At 70.4% G+C, this 19,047-nt stretch carries 13 protein-coding genes and 1 pseudogene; 7 read left to right on the top strand and 7 right to left on the bottom strand.

From position 1 onward, the window contains the following. The first annotated feature begins 297 nt into the window (after positions 1-297). Together ACQEXA_RS16160 and ACQEXA_RS16155 are read left to right on the top strand one after the other, a co-directional pair. Complete coding sequence (locus ACQEXA_RS16160) at positions 298-1,125, top strand: enoyl-CoA hydratase family protein (protein WP_432933915.1); 828 nt, start codon at positions 298-300, stop codon at positions 1,123-1,125. Between the two features lie 2 nt (positions 1,126-1,127). After that, on the top strand, positions 1,128-3,473 hold the full coding sequence (locus tag ACQEXA_RS16155; protein WP_432933917.1) for a bifunctional salicylyl-CoA 5-hydroxylase/oxidoreductase: 2,346 nt from the start codon (positions 1,128-1,130) through the stop codon (positions 3,471-3,473). A gap of 42 nt (positions 3,474-3,515) precedes the next feature. Here ACQEXA_RS16155 and ACQEXA_RS16150 read toward each other — a convergent pair whose 3' ends face one another. After that, positions 3,516-4,328 carry a PaaX family transcriptional regulator gene (locus tag ACQEXA_RS16150; protein ID WP_432933919.1) on the bottom strand — a complete coding sequence of 271 codons (813 nt, stop codon included), beginning with the start codon at positions 4,326-4,328 and terminating at the stop codon, positions 3,516-3,518. A gap of 15 nt (positions 4,329-4,343) precedes the next feature. After that, complete coding sequence (locus tag ACQEXA_RS16145) at positions 4,344-6,059, bottom strand: AMP-binding protein (protein WP_432933921.1); 1,716 nt, start codon at positions 6,057-6,059, stop codon at positions 4,344-4,346. 134 nt (positions 6,060-6,193) lie between these two features. On the opposite strand from ACQEXA_RS16145, the gene ACQEXA_RS16140 reads away from it, so the two are divergent. From ACQEXA_RS16140 to ACQEXA_RS16130, 3 genes are all read left to right on the top strand, one after another. Beyond that, the gene (locus tag ACQEXA_RS16140) at positions 6,194-7,321 is read left to right on the top strand and encodes an acyl-CoA dehydrogenase family protein (RefSeq protein ID WP_432933923.1); all 1,128 of its coding nucleotides are present in this window, start codon (positions 6,194-6,196) and stop codon (positions 7,319-7,321) included. Continuing rightward, entirely contained in the window at positions 7,318-7,716 is a 399-nt protein-coding gene (locus ACQEXA_RS16135) for a RidA family protein (protein ID WP_432933925.1), read from the top strand. Before ACQEXA_RS16140 ends, ACQEXA_RS16135 begins: the two co-directional genes overlap by 4 nt. A gap of 265 nt (positions 7,717-7,981) precedes the next feature. Then, positions 7,982-8,401, top strand: coding sequence for a DUF6299 family protein (locus ACQEXA_RS16130; protein ID WP_432933927.1), 420 nt, complete (start codon positions 7,982-7,984; stop codon positions 8,399-8,401). A gap of 96 nt (positions 8,402-8,497) precedes the next feature. Here the strand turns inward: ACQEXA_RS16130 and ACQEXA_RS16125 are convergent, their stop codons facing one another. The 3 genes from ACQEXA_RS16125 to ACQEXA_RS16115 form a co-directional block, all read right to left on the bottom strand. Continuing rightward, the gene (locus ACQEXA_RS16125; RefSeq protein WP_432933929.1) at positions 8,498-10,027 is read right to left on the bottom strand and encodes a helix-turn-helix domain-containing protein; all 1,530 of its coding nucleotides are present in this window, start codon (positions 10,025-10,027) and stop codon (positions 8,498-8,500) included. Between the two features lie 64 nt (positions 10,028-10,091). Then, positions 10,092-10,289 carry a DUF4236 domain-containing protein gene (locus ACQEXA_RS16120; protein ID WP_360989866.1) on the bottom strand — a complete coding sequence of 66 codons (198 nt, stop codon included), beginning with the start codon at positions 10,287-10,289 and terminating at the stop codon, positions 10,092-10,094. A 101-nt stretch (positions 10,290-10,390) separates the two neighbouring features. Beyond that, entirely contained in the window at positions 10,391-10,771 is a 381-nt protein-coding gene (locus ACQEXA_RS16115) for a DUF2267 domain-containing protein (protein WP_432933931.1), read from the bottom strand. Between the two features lie 291 nt (positions 10,772-11,062). Between ACQEXA_RS16115 and acnA the strand changes: the two genes are divergently transcribed. Next, positions 11,063-13,777, top strand: coding sequence for an aconitate hydratase AcnA (gene acnA, locus ACQEXA_RS16110; RefSeq protein WP_432933933.1), 2,715 nt, complete (start codon positions 11,063-11,065; stop codon positions 13,775-13,777). A gap of 103 nt (positions 13,778-13,880) precedes the next feature. On the opposite strand, the gene ACQEXA_RS16105 is transcribed toward acnA, so the two are convergent. Then, complete coding sequence (locus ACQEXA_RS16105) at positions 13,881-14,246, bottom strand: hypothetical protein (protein ID WP_432933935.1); 366 nt, start codon at positions 14,244-14,246, stop codon at positions 13,881-13,883. 528 nt (positions 14,247-14,774) lie between these two features. Between ACQEXA_RS16105 and ACQEXA_RS16100 the strand changes: the two are divergent. Further along, positions 14,775-14,912: pseudogene (locus ACQEXA_RS16100) on the top strand (glycoside hydrolase domain-containing protein); the annotation flags it as partial. Between the two features lie 72 nt (positions 14,913-14,984). Here ACQEXA_RS16100 and ACQEXA_RS16095 read toward each other — a convergent pair. Then, positions 14,985-18,788 carry a GH92 family glycosyl hydrolase gene (locus ACQEXA_RS16095; protein WP_432933937.1) on the bottom strand — a complete coding sequence of 1,268 codons (3,804 nt, stop codon included), beginning with the start codon at positions 18,786-18,788 and terminating at the stop codon, positions 14,985-14,987. Positions 18,789-19,047: the final 259 nt, after the last annotated feature.

Here is a 19,047-nt window from a genome sequence, read left to right as displayed (position 1 = left end):
TACAAGGCATGGTACGGCGCGCCCCACAGGGAGCGATCGCCGGGCTTCGCCCGGAGCCCTCGTCGGCTCCGGCAGGGGGCTGCCTACCCGGGACGACGCCCGGCCTTGCGCTGCGGCGCAGGTCGTTACCAGCCTGTCGACGAGCTGTGACGCGACGCCGGGACCGGCGACGGCCAGGATTTCCCTCTCCCGCACACTGCCTTATCGCGCACTCGTGACGACAGTCACGAACAAGTGATAACTTCGTCACAGAGAAGCAGCGCGGACAGCCGCCCCCGTCCGAGGAGGCCGCACCACATGAGTCCTTTCACCGGCTCCGCCGCCCGTACCTCCGACTGGCGTCACCTCAGATGCGTCCTCACCAACGGGGTCGCCACCGTCACCCTGGCGCGCCCCGAGAAACTCAACGCGCTCACCTTCGGCGCCTACGCCGACCTGCGCGACCTGCTCGCCGAGCTGTCCCGGGAGAAGTCCGTCCGGGCCCTCGTACTGGCCGGCGAGGGCCGGGGCTTCTGCTCCGGCGGCGACGTCGACGAGATCATCGGCGCCACGCTGTCCATGGACACCTCCGAGCTGCTCGACTTCAACCGGATGACCGGGCAGGTCGTACGGGCCCTGCGGGAGTGCCCGTTCCCGGTGATCGCGGCCGTGCACGGCGTGGCCGCGGGCGCGGGTGCGGTGCTCGCGCTGGCCGCCGACTTCCGGGTGGCGGATCCCTCGGCCCGCTTCGCCTTCCTCTTCACCCGGGTCGGGCTCTCCGGCGGTGACATGGGGGCCGCCTATCTGCTCCCGAGAGTCGTCGGACTCGGCCATGCGACCCGGCTGCTGATGCTCGGCGAGCCGGTGCGGGCACCCGAGGCCGAGCGGATCGGGCTGATCAGCGAGCTGACCGAGGAGGGCCACGCCGACAAGGCGGCCCAGGCTCTTGCCCGGCGGCTCGCCGACGGCCCGGCACTCGCGTACGCCCAGACCAAGGCGCTCCTCACAGCCGAGCTGGACATGCCGCTCGCCGCCTCCGTCGAGCTGGACGCGGCGACGCAGGCCCTGCTGATGAACGGCGAGGACTACGCCGAGTTCCACGCCGCCTTCACCGAGAAGCGGGCGCCGAAGTGGCAGGGGAGGTAGCCATGGCGGCGGTCCACCCGACGGCGGCGCGGCAGGCGCTGCGGGTCGCCGTCATCGGCGGAGGCCCCGGCGGCTTGTACGCCGCCGCCCTCCTCAAGCGTCTGCACCCGGCTCGCGAGGTCACCGTCTGGGAGCGCAACGCCCCCGACGACACCTTCGGCTTCGGTGTCGTCCTGTCCGACGAGACCCTCGGCGGCATCGAGCACGCCGACCCCGTCGTCTACGCGGCGCTGCAGGACGAGTTCGTGCGCTGGGACGACATCGACATCGTGCACCGGGGCGTCCGCCACACCTCCGGCGGCCACGGGTTCGCCGCCCTCGGCAGGCGGAGGCTGCTGCAGATCCTGCACGAGCGCTGCCGCTCCCTCGGGGTCGACCTGCGCTTCGGCTCCGAGGCCCCGCATCCCGCGCGGCTCGCGGAGTCGTACGACCTGGTGATCGGCGCCGACGGCGTGCACAGCGCCACACGCCAGGCCTACGCCGAGGTGTTCCGGCCCTCCGCCGAGGAGCACCTCTGCCGCTACATCTGGCTCGCCGCCGACTTCGCCTTCGACGCGTTCCGCTTCGAGATCGCCGAGACCGAGCACGGCGTGATGCAGCTGCACGGCTACCCCTACTTCCGCCCGTCGCCGGACCAGGCGGGGCCCTCCGGGCCGCAGGACCAAGGCGCCTCCACCGTGATCGTGGAGATGCGCGAAGAGGTGTGGCGGGCGGCGGGCTTCGCGGAGCTGGACACCGCCGAGACCATCGAGCGCTGCGCCAAGATCTTCGCGGAGGCGCTCCACGGCATGCCCCTTCGGTCCAACAACTCCGCCTGGACCACGTTCCGCACGGTCGTCAACGAGCGCTGGTCGCACGGCAATCTGGTCCTCCTCGGCGACGCCGCGCACACCGCGCACTTCTCCATCGGCTCCGGCACGAAGCTGGCCGTGGAGGACGCGCTGGCCCTGGCCGCCTGTCTGGAGGAGCACGCCTCGCTGCCGGATGCCCTGGCCGCGTACGAGGAGGAGCGGCGCCCGGTCGTCGCCTCCACGCAGCGCGCGGCCCGGGCCAGCCTGGAGTGGTTCGAGAACCTCGGGCTCTACGTCGGCCAGCCGGCCCGGCAGTTCGCCTTCAACCTGCTCACCCGCAGCCGCCGGGTCACCCATGACAACCTGCGGCTGCGCGACCCGCACTTCACCGAGTCGGTGGAGCGGGACTTCGGCTGCCCACCCGGTACACCGCCGATGTTCACCCCCTTCCGGCTGCGCGGTCTGAGCCTGCGCAACCGGGTCGTGGTCTCGCCGATGGACATGTACTCGGCGGTGGACGGGGTTCCGGGCGACTTCCACTTCGTCCACCTGGGCGCGCGGGCGCTCGGCGGAGCCGGCCTGGTCATGACCGAGATGGTGTGCGTGAGCGCCGAGGGCCGGATCACACCGGGCTGCGCGGGTCTGTACACCGGTCGGCAGGGGGAGGCGTGGCGGCGGATCACCGACTTCGTGCACACCAGTGCGCCGGGCACCGCGATCGGAGTGCAGCTCGGGCACAGCGGCCGCAAGGGCTCGACCAAGCTGATGTGGGAGGGCATGGACGAGCCCCTGGAAGGGGGCAACTGGCCGCTCGTGGCCGCCTCCCCGATCCCGTACAAGCCCGGGAGCCAGACACCCCGCGAGCTGTCCCGCGCGCAACTGACCGACATCCGGGAGCAGTTCGCGGCGGCCGCCTGGCGGGCGGCGCGCAGCAACTTCGATCTGCTCGAACTGCACTGCGCCCACGGCTATCTGCTCTCCGGATTCCTCTCGCCGCTCACCAACCGCCGTACCGACGGCTATGGCGGCACCCTGGCGAAACGGCTGCGCTTCCCCCTGGAGGTCTTCGACGCCGTACGGGCGGTGTGGCCCGAGGAGCGGCCCATGACCGTGCGGATCTCCGCGACGGACTGGGCCCAGGGCGGCACGACGGCCGAGGAGGCCGTGGAGATCGCCCGCGCCTTCGCCGCTCACGGCGCCGACGCGATCGATGTGTCGACCGGGCAGGTGGTGGCCGAGGAGCGACCGGCATTCGGGCGTTCGTACCAGACCCCGTACGCCGACCGGATCCGCCAGGAGATCGGCATCCCGGTGATCGCGGTGGGCGCCATCTCATCCTGGGACGACGTCAACTCGCTGATCCTGGCCGGGCGTACGGATCTCTGCGCGCTCGCCCGGCCGCATCTGTACGACCCGCACTGGACGCTGCACGCGGCGGCCGAGCAGGATTACAGCGGGCCGGGCGTGGCGTGGCCGGCGCCCTACAGGGCCGGCAGCAGGCGCCCGCAGACGGGGCGCACGGATGCCCCCAAGCCCCGGCTCACCCTGGGCGGTTGAGCCGAGTCCCGCGCGCCGGGGAGCGCGGCCGGGGCGGTGGGGTCACACCCCCGCGAAGGCCGCCCCCGCGTCCCGCAGCCGCTCGTGCAGAGCCCGGAAGACAGCGGCCGAGCGGGCGCCCGGCCAGTCCACGGGGAGCAGCTCGGCGGGCAGCCCGGGGTCGACGTACGGCAGATGGCGCCAGGAGTCCAGAGCGAGCAGATAGTCGCGGTACGCGTCCTCGGGCGGAGTGGTCGGGCGGGCCTCCCAGCCGTGCAGCACGGGCGCGTGGCGTTCGAGGAACGCCTCGTGCTGCCCGGCGATCGCGGTGAGGTCCCACCAGCGTGCCACCGCCCGGACGGTCGGCGTGAAACCGAGATGGTCGCCGCGGAAGAAGTCCACGTACGGGTCGAGCCGCAGCCGCTCCAGGGTGTGCCGGGTCTCCTCGTACAGGCGTGCCGGGGCGATCCACACGCCGGGAGCCGCGGTGCCGAAGCCGAGCCCGGCGAGCCGGGAGCGCAGCAGGTGCCGCTTCTGCCGTTCCGATTCCGGCACGGAGAACACGGCGAGCACCCAGCCCTCGTCCTTGGGCGGAGTCGTCGCGTACACGCGCCGGTCGCCGTCGTCGAGCAGCTGCCGTGCGTCCGGCGACAGCGCGTACCCGGCTGCCCCCGTGGCCGTGCGGGCCGGCACGAGCAGTCCGCGTCGTTTCAGCCGTGAGACCGACGAGCGGACCGAGGGCGCGTCCACGTCCACCGCGGCGAGCAGCCTGATCAGCTCGGCCACCGGCACCGGGCCGGGGGCGAAGCGGCCGTAGGCGCCGTAGAACGTGACGATGAGGGACCGGGGAGCGTGCTGATCGGACACGCTGATCACTCTAGGACGTCCGCGTCACTCATGATCACCTTCTGCGGCAGCGGAGTTGGCGTCCGGGCGGGCCTCGGCAGCCGTCCCCGCCGCAGGGGTGAGATGGGTACGCAACCGGAAACGCTGGAGTTTGCCCGTCGCCGTGCGTGGCAGCGCGTCCAGGAAGACGAACTCGCGCGGGCATTTGTACGGCGCGAGCTCGGACGTCAGGAACGCGCGCAGTGCGTCCGGGTCGGGGGCGGCGCCGGCCCTGAGGACCGCGTACGCCACCACGATCTGCCCGCGGGCCTCGTCGGGCTGCCCGACGACCGCCGTCTCGACCACGTCGGGATGGCGCAGCAGGGCTTCCTCCACCTCGGGTCCGGCGATGTTGTAGCCGGCCGAGATGATCATGTCGTCGGCGCGCGCGACATAGCGGAAGTAGCCGTCGGGGTCGCGGACATAGGTGTCGCCCGTGATGTTCCAGCCGTCCCTGACGTACTCCTGCTGCCTCGGATCGGCGAGGTAGCGGCAGCCGACCGGGCCGCGTACCGCGAGCAGTCCCGGTTCGCCGTCGGGCACAGGCCGGCCGTTCGCGTCCTGCACGCGCGCGTGCCAGCCCGGTACCGGCACTCCGGTGGTTCCCGGACGGATCCGGTCGTCCGCGGCGGAGATGAAGATGTGCAGCAGTTCGGTGGCGCCGATGCCGTTGATGACGCGCAGGCCGGTGCGCTCGTACCACGCCTGCCAGGTCGCCGCGGGCAGGTTCTCGCCGGCCGACACACAGCGTCGCAGCGATGTGATGTCGTGCCCGTCCAGCTCGCCGAGCATCGCACGGTAGGCGGTCGGGGCGGTGAACAGCACGGAGACGCGGTGCTCGGCGATCGCGGGCAGCAACTGCCCGGGCCCCGCCTGTTCGAGCAGCAGGGCGCTGGCACCGGCCCGCAGCGGGAAGACGACGAGCCCGCCGAGACCGAAGGTGAAGCCGAGCGGGGGACTGCCCGCGAAGACGTCGTCGGGGCGCGGCTGGAGTATGTGCCGGGAGAAGGTGTCCGCGATGGCCAGCACGTCGCGGTGGAAGTGCATACAGCCCTTGGGGCGGCCCGTGGTGCCCGAGGTGAAGGCGATCAGCGCCACGTCGTCGGCCGCCGTGTCCACGGGCGGGAACGGCTCCTCGGACGCCGGCAGGTGCAGCAGGTCGTCGGGGGAGTCGCCGCCGTAGGTGGTGATGTGCAGCCCGGGGACGTCGGCCTTCACCAGGTCGTCGACCACGCGCACGTCGCACAGGGCGTGGCCGACCCGGGCGATCCCGCAGATCGTGTGCAGTTCGTGCGGGCGCTGCTGGGCGAGCACCGTGACGGCGACCGCGCCCGCCTTGAGCACCGCGAGCCAGCAGGCCGCAAGCCAGGGGGTGGTGGGGCCGCGCAGCAGGACGCGGTTTCCGGGGACGACGCCCAGCCGGGAGGTGAGGGTGTGCGCGATCCGGTCGACGCGGGCGCGGAGCTGTCCGTAGGTCCACACCTCGCCGTCGGCGGTGCGGAAGGCGGGGCGTTCCGCGGCGGTCCCGGCGAGCAGTTCGGCCGCGGCGTTCAGCCGTTCGGGGTAGCTGAGCTCGGGCAGGTCGAAGCGGAGCTCGGGCCACTGTCCGGGCGGCGGGAGATGGTCGCGGGCGAAGGTGTCCCGGTGGGCCGTGCGGGCGGGGCGTGCCGCGGCAGCGGTGCTCGCGGTGTCCGTGGAGCTGGTGGCGTCCCTCGGTTCCATGGCCGTTCGCCCCTCGTCGTGGTGGGCTCGCGCATCGAGCGTATCGTGTTGGTGACGACAGTCAACGGTCCGCGATACGGTCGGACGGTCAGCCCGGCCGGGCCGGGTACGCGGTCAGGGAGAGGGGACCGGCAATGACCGCATTCTCGCTCGATCCCGAACAAACCGCCTTCTGCTCGGAGCTGCGCGCCTGGGCCGAGCAGCGGCTGCGCCCGCCGGCCGAGAAGGGCGAGCCCGGCCACGTCAACCGCGAACTCCTCACCGAGCTCGGCCGGCTGGGGCTGCTGGACCGGCTGTTCACCTCGGGCGCGCTCGATCTGTGCCTGATGCGCGAGTCCCTCGCGTACGCCTGCACGGAGGCGGAGACGGCGCTCGCCCTGCAGGGCCTCGGCGCCCATCCGGTGCACGCGTACGGCACACCGGCACAGCGCACCCGCTGGCTCCCCGGCGTCCGGGCCGGCACCACGGTGGCCGCCTTCGCGCTGACCGAGCCGGACGCGGGCTCGGACGCGGCGGCGCTGTCGCTCACGGCCGAACCCGATTCCGCGTCCGGCTGGCGGCTCACCGGTGAGAAGTGCTGGATCTCCAACGCCCCCGAGGCGGACTTCTACACCGTCTTCGCGCGCACCACCGCGGGTGCCGGCTCCCGCGGCGTGACCGCCTTCCTCGTACCCGCCGACCGCCCCGGCCTGACCGGCAGCCCGCTCGAGATGCTCTCCCCGCACCCCATCGGCAGCCTCGCCTTCGACGCCGTCCCCGTCACCACCGACGACGTCATCGGCGAACCCGACAGGGGCTTCCGGGTCGCCATGGGCACCCTCAACCTGTTCCGCCCCAGCGTCGGCGCCTTCGCCGTCGGCATGGCGCAGGCGGCCCTCGACGCGACGCTCGCCCACACGGCCCGGCGGGACGCCTTCGGCGGCAAGCTGAAGGACCTTCAGTCCGTCGCCCACCAGGTCGCCGAGATGGCCCTGCGCACCGAGGCGGCCCGCCTGATGGTCTACGCGGCGGCGACGGCGTACGACGAAGGCGCCCCGGACGTCCCGCGGCGTGCCGCCATGGCGAAGCTGCTCGCCACCGAGACCGCGCAGTACGTCGTCGACGCGGCCGTCCAGCTGCACGGCGCTCGCGCCCTGCGCCGCGGCCACCTCCTCGAACACCTCTACCGGGAGGTGCGGGCGCCCAGGATCTACGAGGGCGCGAGCGAGGTCCAGCGCGGCATCATCGCCAAGGAGCTGTACGCCACCGTGGAGGCCCCGTGACCAGCGAGCGCATCAACCCGCCCACCCTCTCCCCAGCCACGGGCTTCTCGCACGCCGTCGTCGCGACTGGGTCCCGGCTGGTGTTCCTGGCCGGGCAGACCGCGCTCGACGAGAACGGGAAGGTGGTCGGCGACTCCCTCGCCGAGCAGTTCGAGCGGGCGCTCACCAACCTGCTCACCGCCCTGCGGGCGGCCGGTGGCACCCCCGCCGACCTCGCCCGCGTCACGGTCTACGCGACCGACGTCGCCGACTACCGCGCCCACGCCCCCGAACTCGGCCGTATCTGGCGAGACCTAGCCGGCCGCGACTACCCCGCGATGGCCGTCGTGGGCATCACCCGCCTCTGGGACGAGCAGGCCCTCGTGGAACTGGACGGCTTCGCCGTGCTTGCGTAGCACCTGCCGGGAACCTGCGCCGGGTGCTCTGCGGTGGGCGGGGGCACATGCTCCGTCCCGCCGCCCGCCGCCCGCCGCCCGCCGCCCGCCGCCCGCCGCCCGCCGCCCGCCGCCCGGCGCCGGCCGGACGGCGTGATGCCCTGCGGGCCGCTCAGGGGCAGTCCGACGACGGCCGGTGCGGACTCGCCACCGGACGGGTGAAGGTCACCTCACCCGGTGCGGCCTGCCGGTACCTGTGGAGTCCCCCCACTTCAGGAGGTTCTCCATGTCCGTGCGCCAGGTCATCGTGGTCGTCGGCGCCGCCCTGCTCCTGTCCGCCGCCCCCGCTGCGGGCGCGCTGTCAGGCCGGCACGACGAGGTGACCGTCGACCGAACCGGTCACCTCTTTGCCGACGGCACGGTCACCCTCTCCGGCACCTACCGGTGTCTGCGCGGCAGCGGCCCCGTCTTCGTCTCGTCCTCCCTCTCCCAGGGCGACCGCCGCGTCAGTCACGGTGTCGGCGGCACCCTGGCCCACTGCGACGGCGCCAAGCACCGCTGGACCAACTCCGAGACGATCCGGGGCGCGTACACCCCGGGCCGGGCGCACGTCGAGGCCACCCTGACGGAGCTGAGCGCCACCGACCTCCCGCTGCCCCGCTTCCACGTGGTACGGGAGCAGGGCATCAGACTCGTCCGGGACTAGCGCCCTCGGCGGCCGCCCGGTGCGCGGGCGGCCGCCGGCCAAGGACGCGCGGCCCGCGCGGCCCCGGCCGGCCGGTCCGGACGCCGGTCGCCGCCGTCAGATGTTCCGGAACGTCTCGATCTGCGCGCCGACCGAGTTGAGCCGCTCGGCCAGGTCCTCGTAGCCGCGGTTGATGACGTACACGTTCCGCAGCACGGACGTGCCCTCCGCTGCCATCATCGCCAGCAGCACGACCACGGCGGGCCGCAGCGCGGGCGGGCACATCATCTCGGCGGCGCGCCAGCGCGTCGGGCCCTCGACCAGCACCCGGTGCGGGTCGAGGAGTTGCAGCCGTCCGCCGAGACGGTTGAGGTCGGTCAGGTAGATCGCGCGGTTGTCGTAGACCCAGTCGTGGATCAGCGTCTTGCCCTGCGCGGAGGCCGCGATGGCCGCGAAGAACGGGACGTTGTCGATGTTCAGGCCCGGGAACGGCATCGGGTGGATCTTGTCGATCGGCGCCTCCAGCTTGGAGGGCCGCACAGTCAGGTCCACCAGCCGGGTCCGGCCGTTGTCGGCGACGTACTCGGGCGTGCGGTCGTGGTCGAGCCCCATCTCCTCCAGCACCGCGAGCTCGATTTCCAGGAACTCGATCGGCACCCTGCGCACCGTCAGCTCGGACTCGGTCACGACCGCGGCCGCCAGCAGGCTCATGGCCTCGACCGGGTCCTCGGAGGGGCAGTAGTCGACGTCGGCGTCGATGTTCGGCACGCCGTGCACGGTGAGCGTGGTGGTGCCGATGCCCTCCACCTCGACGCCGAGCGCCTCCAGGAAGAAGCACAGGTCCTGGACCATGTAGTTGGAGGAGGCGTTGCGGATGACCGTGACTCCGTCGTGGCGGGCAGCCGCCAGCAGTGCGTTCTCGGTCACGGTGTCCCCGCGCTCGGTCAGCACGATCGGCCGTCCGGGGACGACGGACCGGTCCACCACGGCGTGGTAGTACCCCTCGGTGGCGGTGACGTCGAGCCCGAACCGGCGCAGCGCGATCATGTGCGGCTCGACGGTGCGCGTGCCCAGGTCGCAGCCGCCCGCGTACGGCAGCCTGAAACGGTCCGTGCGGTGCAGCAGCGGACCGAGGAACATGATGATGGAGCGCGTACGGCGGGCGGCCGACGCGTCGATGGCGTTCAGGTCGAGGTCGGCGGACGGCACGATCTCCAGGTCGACGCCGTCGTTGATCCAGCGGGTGCGCACACCGATCGACCCGAGCACCTCGAGCAGGCGGTACACCTCCTCGATGCGCGCGACCCGGCGGAGCACCGTGCGGCCCTTGTTGAGCAGCGACGCGCACAGCAGGGCCACGCACGCGTTCTTGCTCGTCTTCACGTCGATGGCGCCGGACAGCCGGCGACCGCCGACCACCCGCAGATGCATGGGACCCGCGTAACCGAGGGAGACGATTTCGCTGTCCAGGGCTTCACCGATTCGGGCGATCATCTCAAGGCTGAGGTTCTGATTGCCGCGTTCGATGCGGTTCACGGCACTCTGACTGGTGCCAAGCGCCTCGGCGAGCTGGGCCTGAGTCCAGCCACGGTGCTGCCGGGCGTCACGGATGAGCCTGCCGATGCGTACGAGGTAGTCGTCTGACATGAGGTTGAGGTTATCTCAGATATGAGATGATGCCTCTTGGGGGGTCCGTTTGGGTGAGTGACCGTCAGTGACTCCTGGTGGAACGGGTGCGTCGCCACCCGAAAGGTCCCGGCAAATCCATCGATGTCGTACGACGTCCCGTGCTGCTGCGCGTGTGGCGGGGCCCGCTCTTCCCGCCGGTGGTGATGGACCAGGAGTGCCTGTTGATGTTCAGGCGCACTCCGGGCAGGATCCGGAACGTCTTGCGGAACGTGAGTGACATGCGAGGGCTCCTTCCGGTTGCCGACTCGGTCCGGATACCCCGGCTCGCCGAACTGATGGCATACCGAAGGCTGTCGGGACGCGGAGCGGGCGGGGAAGTGCTCAGCCGGCGGACTCGAGGGGGCGGGAGAACTCGGCCCCGAGCTGCGACATCAGATGCTTGAACTCCCTCTCGGCGACGGCCTCGCGCAGGACCACCAGTACGGCGCGGATGCCCCGGTCCACCTCGTCCTCCTTGAGCATGTTGCGCTCGGCCACACGGAGCACCGTGTCCTCCCAGCCGAAGTGCTCGATGCGTGTCGTGGTCCCCCGGTGCACGGACTCCGCCAGGCCGTCCGGGAGCTCCGCCTCCAGGTCCCGGGCGTCGACCGTGCTCAGCCGGTGGGTGAGTGTCTCGAGGGTGGCCCGGGTGAGGTCGGCCGCTTCCTGCCGGGTGAGCCCCGTGCGCTCGGAAACCGTCCGGATGAACTCCTTCTCGTCCATGCCCGCACTCCTTCGCTGCCGTGCCGTCGGAGGGCCTCGGCCCTTCCGGCCAGCGTGACACGGGGTGGCGGTACGTGCTCGGCCACGCCGAGGGCAGGGCGGAGCGGGGCCGGGCATGACCATCCGGCCCCCATGTACTAGAGTTATCTCGACATCGAGATATCTGCCGGGGCGCCCCGCAACCGCCGACTTAGTAAGGCTTACCTAACTAAGTTTTACCTTAGCTGATCGGCCAAGTCGTCGTGGCGGCAGGATTGCGGTGGTACGCGCACATCAATGAAGGAGACTGTCGTGTCGGCGAACAGCTTCGACGCCCGCAGCACGCTGCAGGTGGGCGACGAGTCGTACGAGATCTTCCGGCTGGACAAGGTGGAGGGCTCGGCCCGCCTGCCGTACAGCCTCAAGGTCCTGCTGGAGAACCTGCTCCGCACCGAGGACGGCGCGAACATCACCGCCGACCACATCCGCGCCCTCGGCAGCTGGGACTCCCAGGCCCAGCCGTCGCAGGAGATCCAGTTCACGCCGGCCCGCGTGATCATGCAGGACTTCACCGGCGTCCCGTGTGTCGTGGACCTCGCGACCATGCGTGAGGCCGTGAAGGAACTGGGCGGCGACCCCGCCAAGATCAATCCGCTGGCCCCCGCCGAGCTGGTCATCGACCACTCCGTCATCGCCGACAAGTTCGGCACGAACGACGCCTTCAAGCTGAACGTCGAGCTGGAGTACGGCCGCAACAAGGAGCGCTACCAGTTCCTGCGCTGGGGCCAGACCGCCTTCGACGAGTTCAAGGTCGTCCCGCCGGGCACCGGCATCGTCCACCAGGTGAACATCGAGCACCTGGCCCGCACGGTCATGGTGCGAGGCGGTCAGGCCTACCCCGACACCCTGGTCGGCACCGACTCCCACACCACCATGGTCAACGGCCTCGGCGTCCTCGGCTGGGGCGTCGGCGGCATCGAGGCCGAGGCCGCGATGCTCGGTCAGCCGGTCTCCATGCTCATCCCGCGCGTCGTCGGCTTCAAGCTCACCGGTGAGCTCAAGCCCGGCACCACCGCCACCGACCTGGTGCTGACCATCACCGAGATGCTCCGCAAGCACGGTGTGGTCGGCAAGTTCGTCGAGTTCTACGGTGAGGGCGTCGCCGCCACCTCTCTCGCCAACCGCGCCACCATCGGCAACATGTCGCCGGAGTTCGGCTCCACCGCCGCGATCTTCCCGATCGACGACGAGACCCTGAACTACCTGCGCCTGACCGGCCGCAGCGACCAGCAGGTCGCGCTGGTCGAGGCCTACGCCAAGGAGCAGGGCCTCTGGCTGGACCCGAAGGCCGAGCCGGACTTCTCCGAGAAGCTCGAGCTGGACCTGTCCACGGTCGTCCCGTCGATCGCCGGCCCGAAGCGCCCGCAGGACCGCATCGTCCTGGCAAACGCCGCCGAGCAGTTCAAGGTCGACGTCCGCAACTACGTGGACACCGCCGACGAGGCGGGCAAGGAGTCCTTCCCGGCCTCCGACGCCCCGGCCTCCGCTAATGGCGTGCCGTCCAACCCGGTCCAGGTCACCGCCCCCGACGGCACGACCTACACGCTCGACCACGGTGCGGTGACGGTCGCGGCCATCACCTCCTGCACCAACACCTCCAACCCGTACGTCATGGTCGCCGCGGCGCTCGTGGCGAAGAAGGCGGTCGAGAAGGGCCTGACCCGCAAGCCGTGGGTCAAGACCACCCTCGCTCCGGGCTCCAAGGTCGTCACCGACTACTTCGACAAGGCGGGTCTGACCCCGTACCTCGACAAGGTCGGCTTCAACCTGGTCGGTTACGGCTGCACCACCTGCATCGGCAACTCCGGCCCGCTGCCGGAGGAGGTCTCCAAGGCCGTCAACGACCACGACCTCGCGGTCACTTCGGTCCTCTCCGGTAACCGGAACTTCGAGGGTCGCATCAACCCCGACGTCAAGATGAACTACCTGGCCTCCCCGCCGCTGGTCGTCGCGTACGCCCTCGCGGGCTCCATGAAGGTGGACATCACCAGGGACGCCCTCGGTACCGACCAGGACGGCAACCCGGTCCACCTGAAGGACATCTGGCCGACCGAGGCCGAGGTCAACGACGTCGTGGCCAACGCCATCGGCGAGGACATGTTCAACAAGTCCTACAGGGACGTCTTCGCCGGTGACGCCCAGTGGCAGTCGCTGCCGATCCCCACCGGCAACACCTTCGAGTGGGACGCGGAGTCGACGTACGTCCGCAAGCCCCCGTACTTCGAGGGCATGCAGATGGAGCCGGCCCCGGTCACCGACATCGCCGGTGCCCGTGTCCTCGCGAAGCTGGGCGACTCGGTCACCACCGACCACATCTCCCCGGCCGGTGCGATCAAGGCCGACACCCCGGCCGGCAAGTACCTCACCGAGCACGGTGTGGAGCGCCGTGACTTCAACAGCTACGGCTCGCGCCGCGGCAACCACGAGGTCATGATCCGCGGTACGTTCGCCAACATCCGCCTGCGCAACCAGATCGCGCCGGGCACCGAGGGCGGCTACACCCGCGACTTCACCCAGGCCGACGCGCCGGTGTCGTTCATCTACGACGCCTCGCGCAACTACATCGAGCAGGGCATCCCGCTGGTCGTCCTGGCCGGCAAGGAGTACGGCTCCGGCTCGTCCCGCGACTGGGCGGCCAAGGGCACCGCGCTGCTCGGCGTGAAGGCCGTCATCGCCGAGTCCTACGAGCGCATCCACCGCTCGAACCTCATCGGCATGGGCGTTCTGCCGCTCCAGTTCCCGGAGGGCCGGAGCGCCGAGTCCCTCGGCCTGACCGGTCAGGAGACCTTCTCCATCTCCGGCGTCACCGAGCTGAACGAGGGCACCACGCCGCGCACGGTCAAGGTCACCACCGACAGCGGTGTCGAGTTCGACGCGGTCGTCCGCATCGACACCCCCGGTGAGGCCGACTACTACCGCAACGGCGGCATCATGCAGTACGTGCTGCGCAACCTGATCCGCAAGTAAGCGGTCAGGGCCGCCCGTTGGCGGTCCGACACGGTCGCCATCGGGCCGCAACCCCGGCAAGGGGTTGCGGCCCGATGTCTTTGCCCCGCCCGTGCGGGGCCCCTCAGATCCACCCCGCGGCCTGAGCTATCGCGAACGGCGCCGGGACCAGGGTGGTCATGCCGAGCCACAGGTTCAGCGGTCTGCCCTCCTGCCAGGGCATGAGGATGTCCACGACCAGGATCATGCCGAGGACGAACGCACCTCCCAGCACCGCGCCGAGCGTCATGCCGATCGCATGGTCGGGCGACTGCTTGGCGCAGCCGAACCCCCCGCCGCAGGGCATCAGCGCATAGCGGCTGAGCAGCCAGCGCACGCACACGCCCGGGACGATCGCGGCCATCCCGATGAGGAGGTTCGCCACCGCGGCCGCCCACCAGGAACCGGCGGTGCCCTCCTGGTGGCCACCGTCCGTACCGGAACCGTGCACAGTGCGCCCTCTCCCCGCTCGCCGTGTCCGTACAGATAGATGACCAGGGGAGCACTCGGGTTGCCCCGCGCGCCCCCCCAGGGCGGCCAACACCGCTCCCACGAGTGACGTTTCGTGGCTCGGGGAACACGTCGGGTTGATTCACCGGCGTCGTCCGTGCGGGGGTGGCAGGGGTGCGCACGGCGAAGGGGGCACCTTGCGGGCCGGCGTCCTCGCCCGGTTCCGTGGATGACGGAACGTCAACATCCAGTGGCAGTCGCGTGGTTCGGGATACTCGGGCGGACCGGGTGGCCGGTGTGTGAGCCACCCGGTCCGCGAGCCGGTCCGACCCGGGGGGAGAGGGTCGGACGGGTGATAAGTGGCTTGTGCGCTGCCCGCGCCGACGACAACGTTGTCGGAATGGTCTGTACATGACTGTACTCCCTGAACAGACAACGATGTCAAGGTTGTTCGCCCGTAAGGCTGACACTGGGGGAACGGGCCCGGACCCACTCCGTTCAGGTGCCGCTGGCGGCCGCGATGAGCAGGCTCTGGTCGACGAAGCCCGAGGCATCCCGGGCAACGACGACCTCGGCACGATGTCGTCCTGGTACGTCTTCTCGGCGCTCGGCATGTATCCGCAGGTGCCGTCCCCAGGCCGAACTCGTCCTGGCTTCACCCCTGTTCCGCGTGTCCCCCGAGGGAAAACGAGGGGCGGGCGCGGAGGGAACTCCGCGCCCGCCCTGTCCGTGCGGTGGGTCAGGCCAGCAGCTCCACCTCCGCCAGGGTCGACGCCCCGCTCAGGACCAGGCGGTAGTGCGTGTACGAGCCGGTGCGCGGGATCGAGAACGCCCTGGTCTGCCGGTCCCAGGCGAAGGACTCACCCGAGCGTTCGTCCAGGGTGGTCCACTGCGCGCCGTCCTGGGAGCCCTGCAGAGTCCAGCCCGTCGGTGCCTTCGTGTGGTCCGCCGGCGACGTCAGCGTGTACTGCGCCGCCTTGGTGGCGCCCGGGACCGGAAGGTCCACGCTCGTCGCCTCGGCCTCCGTCGCCGACGTGTTGTCGAACAGCGCTCCGTCGCCCTTGAGCACGTCCGCACGGGGAGAGGGCACCTTGTCGTCCTGAGTGATCGACACCGGGGCCGCGTTCTTCCCCGTGCCCCAGGCCGACGGCCGCGGACCCATGTCGAAGTCCAGCACCCCGCCCTTGGACAGCAGCGAGTGCGGCAGCGACGTCGACGTCCACTGCTTGCCGTTCACCTTCAGGCCCTGGACGTACACGTTCCCGGTGCTGTTCTTCGGCGCGTTGACGACGAGTTTCTCGCCGTTGTCGAGGTGCACCGTCGCCTTGGTGAACAGCGGCGATCCGATGACGTACTCGCCGCTGCCCATCACTAGCGGGTAGAAGCCGAGGGCCGAGAAGACGTACCAGGCCGACTGCTCGCCGTTGTCCTCGTCGCCGTGGTAGCCCTGGCCGATCTCGCTGCCGGTGTAGAGCCGGGAGAGGACCTCACGGACGTCCGCCTGAGCCTTCCAGGGTTCGCCCGCCGCGTCGTACATGTAGATCACGTGGTGGGCGACCTGGTTGGAGTGCCCGTACATGCCCATCCGGACATCGCGCGCCTCGGTCATCTCGTGGATGACACCGCCGTAGGAGCCGACGAACTCCGGGGAGGCCGTCTCGGGCGTCGCGAAGTACTCGTCGAGCTTGTCCGCCAGCTTGGTGCGGCCGCCGTACAGGTTCGCCAGGCCCCGGCTGTCCTGCGGGGCCGTGAAGGCATAGCCCCAGCCGTTGGTCTCCGTGTAGTCGTAGCCCCACACCCGTGGGTCGTACGTGGACGAGTCCAGGCGCCAGTTGCCCTGCGCGTCGCGGCCCTGGAAGAAGCCGGCCTTCGCGTCGAAGAGGTCGACGTAGTCCTGGGCGCGGTTGAGGAAGTACGCCGACTCCTCCTGGTAGCGCTTCTTGCCGGTCTTCTCGTAGAGCGCCCGGCCCATCTGCGCGATGCCGTAGTCGTTGACGTAGCCCTCCATCGCCCACGACAGGCCCTCACCGGTGGCGGTGCTGGTGTAGCCGAGGAACGGGGAGGTCGCCATGCCCTTGCGGCCCACCCCGGACGCGGGCGGTGCGACCGTCGCGTTCTTGACCGCCGCGTCGTAGGCGGCCTGCGCGTCGAACTTCACACCCTTCACATAGGCGTCCGCGAACGCGACGTCCGACGAGGTGCCCGTCATCAGGTCCGCGTAGCCGGGCGAGGACCAGCGGGAGGTCCAGCCGCCGTCCTTGTACTGCTGGACGAAGCCGTCCACCAGTTCGCCCGCCTGCTTCGGGGTGAAGAACGAGTACGCCGGCCAGGTCGTCCGGTAGGTGTCCCAGAAGCCGTTGTTCACATACACCTTGCCGTCGACGATCTTCGCGCCGGTGTGCGTGGGCGTGTCCGGCCCCGTCATAGGGGAGAAGGGGGAGGCGTACCGGTAGGCGGAACCGACCTTCTCGAATCCGGAGTTGGGGTAGAGGTAGAGCCGATAGAGCGAGGAGTACAGCGTGGTCAGCTGGTCGGCCGTCGCCCCCTCGACCTCGACCTTGCCGAGCAGCTTGTCCCACGCCTGCTGCGCGGACTTCTTGACGGTGTCGAACGAGGTCCCGTCGGGGATCTCCTGGCCCAGGTTGTCCTTCGCCTGGTCGATGCTGATGAGCGAGGTGGCGAGGCGCAGGGTCACCGTGTGGTCGGCGCCCGGCTTGAAGCGCAGGTACCCCTTCACCCCCGAGGAGGCGCCGTCGGTCACGGGCGCGTCGAACACGCCGTAGACGAACAGCCGTGTCGCCCCGGTCGACAGCCCGGACTTCACATCCGAGAAGCCGGTGACGATCCCGTTGTCCTTGTCGAGCGTCAGCCCCGCCTGCTCGGTCACGTTGTCGAAAATCACACTGGCGTCGTCACCCGGGTAGGTGAACCGCAGCACCGCCGCGTGGTCCGTCGGCGTCATCTCCGCCTTCAGCCCGTTCTCGAAGGTGACCCCGTAGTAGTACGGGCGCGCGATCTCGTTCTGGTGCCGGAAGGCCAGCCCTCGTGCCGCACGGCCGGTGTCCGGGGTGCCGGAGACAGCCGACGGCATCACCTGGAAGGTCTGCCGGTCGCCCATCCACGGGCTCGGCTCATGGCTGGCGCTGAACGCCTCGATGGTGGGCAGATTGTCGTCGTTGTTGGCCCGGGCGTAGTCGTACAGCCAGCTCAGCGACCCCGCGTTGGTCACCGGAGTCCAGAAGTTGAAGCCGTGCGGCACGGCCGTCGCCGGGAAGTTGTTGCCCCGGGAGAAGGCGCCGCTGGAGTTGGTCCCACGGGTCGTCAGCGCGTAGTCGGACAGGTGCGCCTTGGGCTTGTCCGGTGGAGCGACCTTCAGAGCCACGTCGTCCAGCCAGCCGCGGAACTTGGCCGGCCCCTTGGGCGAGTCGTAGGCCACCAGGATCCGGTCCACGGTCTTGCCGGCCGCGACCGACCCGATCTGCGACGCCACGTTGTTCCACTGGTTGACGTACAGGACCTTGGCCGAGCCCTGCCCCTGCGGGGTCAGCGCGAACCCGTGCTGGTCGAGCGCCCCGAGGCCGCTTAGCTGGGTCCCGTCGGTGAAGGCCAGGTCGACGGAGACGTTCGTGGCGTCGTAGTCCCGGTCCCCGTCCGCCATCGACGGGAAGATCCGGTACGACAGCCGGGTGTCCCGCTCGACGCGCACGTTCACGTCGAAGACCTTGTTGTACGAGTACGCCCGCCCGTTCGTCGTGTGCGTCCCCGCGTACCGCAGCGCCCGCTTGCCCGTGAAGCCCATGCCCGCCTTGGCGGTGGGGGAGCCGATCGGGCCGCGGTCCACCAGCGTGCGCATGTCCTTGGGCGTGGGCTCGGTGCTGTTGCCCGTGGAGAACTGCACGTCGGCGAGTTGCAGGAGGTCGGCGCCGTGGTTCTTGGCGATGTCCAGCCGGAAGTGCTGGTACGCGGCCGGCTCGGCGAGATCGTAGGAATGCGTCTGGAAGCGCTCGCCGAACGACTCGCCGGTGCGGGTGTCGAGGGTCTTCCAGTCCTTGCCGTCCGTGGAGCCCTGCAGGGTCCAGTCGGCCGGGTCGCGCTCCGCGACGTCGTTGGCCGACGTCAGGGCGTAGGTCACGACCTTGACCGGCGCGTCGAAGTCGAACTCCACCCAGCCGGTCGGGGCGAACGTGAGCCACTTGGTGCCCGGTTCGCCGTCGATCAGGTTCTCCTTGACCTCACCGCCGCCCGTGTTCTCGGCGCTGGCCCGGACACCGCTGACCTCGTCCGTCACATTGCCCGGGATGCCGGTCGTATAACCGCCGTCCACGCCGGACGCCCGCTTCGAACCGTCCGCCGCCGTGTCGACGGTGTTCAGCCATGTCGGCGCGGGCTCACCCGCTTCGAACGACGAGGCGAACTCCCGGTCGGCGGGCGCCGCCTGGGCGGGAAGTGCCGTGGCCGCACCCTGTGCGGCCACGAGCAAAGCGAAGGCGGCCGTTGCGACGACCGCCGTCGGAGCCCATCTGTGCCGAGATCTGTGCTGCATACGCAAGCACCCTCCCTGCGCTGAGAAAATATGGACAACGTTGTCAACTCGCTGCGCAAGGACCAGTAGGTAGTCAAGTGACCCATGGTGTCAAGGGTGTTGGGTGTGGCATTCGGGCTCATTGTGGTTGATATCCCATTCGTGGGGCGCACGAGCATCCCGTATTTCCGCGAGGTCTCAACTCGGAAAAGCAAAGCGTCAACCTTGCATTCGATCTTGCCCAGTTGGCGGGAAGTGGACTATACCTGTCGGCGTCCCG

Source organism: Streptomyces sp. CA-106110 (genome assembly GCF_050936285.1).
In the GTDB taxonomy this organism is placed as follows: Bacteria; Actinomycetota; Actinomycetes; order Streptomycetales; family Streptomycetaceae; genus Streptomyces.
The sequence above is the reverse complement of the archived record's forward strand: the minus strand, read 5'-3'. Positions and strand labels throughout refer to the sequence as shown.